This window comes from Pseudomonas sp. EGD-AK9, assembly GCF_000465935.2.
In the GTDB taxonomy this organism is placed as follows: domain Bacteria; phylum Pseudomonadota; class Gammaproteobacteria; order Pseudomonadales; family Pseudomonadaceae; genus Aquipseudomonas.
This window is the reverse complement of sequence record NZ_AVOF01000413.1, coordinates 1-2,528: the sequence shown is the minus strand read 5'-3', so window position 1 is coordinate 2,528 and position 2,528 is coordinate 1. Positions and strand designations below refer to the sequence as shown.

Below are 2,528 nucleotides of genomic sequence, written 5' to 3'. Positions count from 1 at the left end.
CACCCGGAATTTCGACGCCCTGGTCGAGATGATCGCGTCGGCCGAGGGCGACGTCATCATCGACAACGGGGCCAGCTCGTTCGTGCCGCTGTCGCACTACCTCATCAGCAACCAGGTGCCGGCGCTGCTCCAGGACATGGGCCACGAACTCGTGGTGCATACGGTCGTCACCGGCGGCCAGGCCCTGGTGGACACGGTGAGCGGCTTCGCCCAGCTCGCCAGCCAGTTCCCGGCCGAATGCCTGTTCGTGGTCTGGCTGAACCCGTATTGGGGGCCAATCGAGCACGAGGGCAAGGGGTTCGAGCAGTTGAAGGCGTACACGACCAACAAGGGCCGTGTGTCCGCCATCATCCAGATTCCGGCGCTGAAAGAGGAAACCTACGGCCGCGACTTCGCCGAAATGCTCCAGGATCGGCGCACCTTCGATGAGGCCCTGGCCGATTCGGCGCTCACGATCATGACGCGGCAGCGGCTCAAGATCGTGAAAACCCAGCTCTTCGCCCAGCTCGAAAACGCGGCGGTGCTCTGATGGCGGCCGACGACAAGATCGAGGAGCTGATACGGGAGATCGCGGCCAAGCACGGCATCGCCGTGGGCCGCGACGATCCGATCTTGATCCTCCAGACCATCAACATGAAGCTGATGCAGGACAGCGCATCGGCCCAGCAGGAAATCTTGGACGCCTTCAAGTCGGAACTGGAGTCCATCGCCCACCGATGGGGTGATGACGCCAAGGGAAAGGCGGAAAGGACGCTCAACGCGGCGTTGGCGGCCAGCAAGGACGCCATGACGCGGGGAATGCAGGAGGGCGCGAAGGCGGCCGCCGAGGCCGTGCGGCGTGAGGTTGAGGCGGTGACGGCGCAGCTCGTCGCGCCGATCCGCGAGGCGCGGCGCGTCGCCATGATGAACATGGTCGCGGCCGGCATGGCGGTCGTGGCCGCCGGCCTGGCCCTGTGGGCCTCGCTGTAGATGGCGATGCGGGATCTCATCGTCAGAACTGGCGATGGTCGACCGCGCCGGCGGCATCGCCAGGTTCGGCGATGCTGGCCAGCTCCCGGCATCGTCGCTTGTGACGATGCTGCAGGATGATTCCACCAGGCCCTCGGCGGGCCTCCCTCGCCAGAAATGGCGATGCTCGAGAAAAAAGCCCGGCGACCGCCGGGCTTCGTTTTTATGCGGGCCTGGCTGACAGGCCCAAGGACTGCGATCTCCCTGGCCGCTCCTGGGCCTGGGATTGCTTGCGCTCCTGCTCCTGCTTGCGCATCAGCAGCTCATGCCGGCGGGCGGCCTCGCGCATGGCATCCCAATCGGAAGCCAGCTCGGGGTTCTCGGCGCGCATCTTGCGCGTCGCCAGCTCTTCGATCTTCGGCGAGTGCAGGCCCATGCCTTCCTTGATCTCGCGGACGGCCTCCAGGCGCGCGTGAAGCGTCTGCAAGCGGGCCTGCTGCTGCGCCTGCTGGTTCTGCCAGGCTCGCTTAGAGCCGGGCAAGGAAAGCCGGCCAGGCGCGGACGCCTGGGTCTGCTGCAAACGGGCCTGCTGCCGGTCGATCAGGTTTTCTAGCCTGTCCTCGATGTGCTCCACCTGGTCGTGCTTGGCCTGCACGTAGAGCGCCAGGGTTTCGGGGTAGGACTGCTCGACCGGGGCCGCCTCTAGGGTGGCCTGCTGCTCGATCTCGGCCGCCTGGGCGGCCTCCAGCAAGTCGGCTCCGGTGTCCTCGCGCGAAGCGCCGAAGGCGGCACCGCCGAGGGTGGCCGGCGCGCTGACGCGGGCCGGCTTGGTGGCGCGGCTCTCGGTGCCGCTGCCGGGGATGGTGAGTCGTTTCAAGGGCGTGCCTCCTTTTTAGCCGCTAAAGCTACATGGAGCGCCCCCGCGTCAGTTTCGGGGCCTCTGCGGCGACTGCCGCCTTGCCCTGGGCGTTGTAGCTGATGCTCTTTGCGCTCCCAATTTCAGGTACTTTATCGAAATCTGACCGAGCGTGCATGACAAAGTTCTTGCCGATCTGCTGGTACACGTTGGTGGCGTCGGCATGAACGATCACGCCGGCGTGGGTCTGCTTCTTGTCGGCCGCTTGGGCCGTGTACAGGTTGTAGATGCCGGGCTTCAACGCGCCCGCCTTGTCTACTTTCTGATTCGTCCAAGCGCCGTCCTTTTCGGCCTGAACGATGCGTTGACCGTTCATGACCAAGAGGCGTTCTTTCATCGGGCACTCCTATGGTTGCCGTAGTTCTCAAAAGGGTGATGGTGGCCCCATGCAAGCCGCGCTCCAACAAAAAAGCCGACCTCGGCAAAGCGAGGCCGGCTCTTCCCAGCGGCCGGGTTGTGCGTTTTGTCAGGGTTCCAGGGTAATTTTAAGGAAAACCAACCGATTTATCAGGTCTTTTTGCGTCCGCCGCTGGTCGGATCGGCCGCCCGGCCTTGCGCCATGACGGTTTCCAGGGCCTCCAGCCGGCCGCGAAGCCCGGCCGCTTCCTCGCGGGCCTGGGCAGCGTCGCGCTTCGCCTGGTCGCGCTCGCCCTGGGCGGCGGTC

The 2,528-nt window shown here is 65.4% G+C and carries 4 protein-coding genes; 2 read left to right on the top strand and 2 right to left on the bottom strand.

All coding sequences use genetic code 11. From position 1 onward, the window contains the following. Together N878_RS29070 and N878_RS17565 are read left to right on the top strand one after the other, a co-directional pair. On the top strand, positions 1–529 hold a 529-nt coding region (locus N878_RS29070; protein ID WP_021444901.1), incomplete at its 5' end, for a hypothetical protein. Then, on the top strand, positions 529–969 hold the full coding sequence (locus N878_RS17565) for a conjugal transfer protein TraM (protein ID WP_000718516.1): 441 nt from the start codon (positions 529–531) through the stop codon (positions 967–969). The genes N878_RS29070 and N878_RS17565, both read left to right, overlap by 1 nt. A 202-nt stretch (positions 970–1,171) precedes the next feature. Here the strand turns inward: N878_RS17565 and kfrC are convergent, their stop codons facing one another. Both kfrC and kfrB read right to left on the bottom strand, forming a co-directional pair. Next, positions 1,172–1,825 (bottom strand): IncP plasmid survival protein KfrC, encoded by a 654-nt coding sequence (gene kfrC, locus N878_RS17560; protein WP_000826922.1) that lies wholly within the window; start codon positions 1,823–1,825, stop codon positions 1,172–1,174. A gap of 28 nt (positions 1,826–1,853) precedes the next feature. Next, positions 1,854–2,201 carry an IncP plasmid survival protein KfrB gene (gene kfrB / locus N878_RS17555; protein ID WP_000664557.1) on the bottom strand — a complete coding sequence of 116 codons (348 nt, stop codon included), beginning with the start codon at positions 2,199–2,201 and terminating at the stop codon, positions 1,854–1,856. Positions 2,202–2,528: the final 327 nt, after the last annotated feature.

Bases quoted from the DNA above. Each gene is read 5' to 3' on its own strand.
- N878_RS17565 (WP_000718516.1), top strand. From the start codon at position 529: ATGGCGGCCGACGACAAGATCGAGGAGCTGATACGGGAGATCGCGGCC.
- kfrB (WP_000664557.1), bottom strand. From the start codon at position 2,201: ATGAAAGAACGCCTCTTGGTCATGAACGGTCAACGCATCGTTCAGGCC.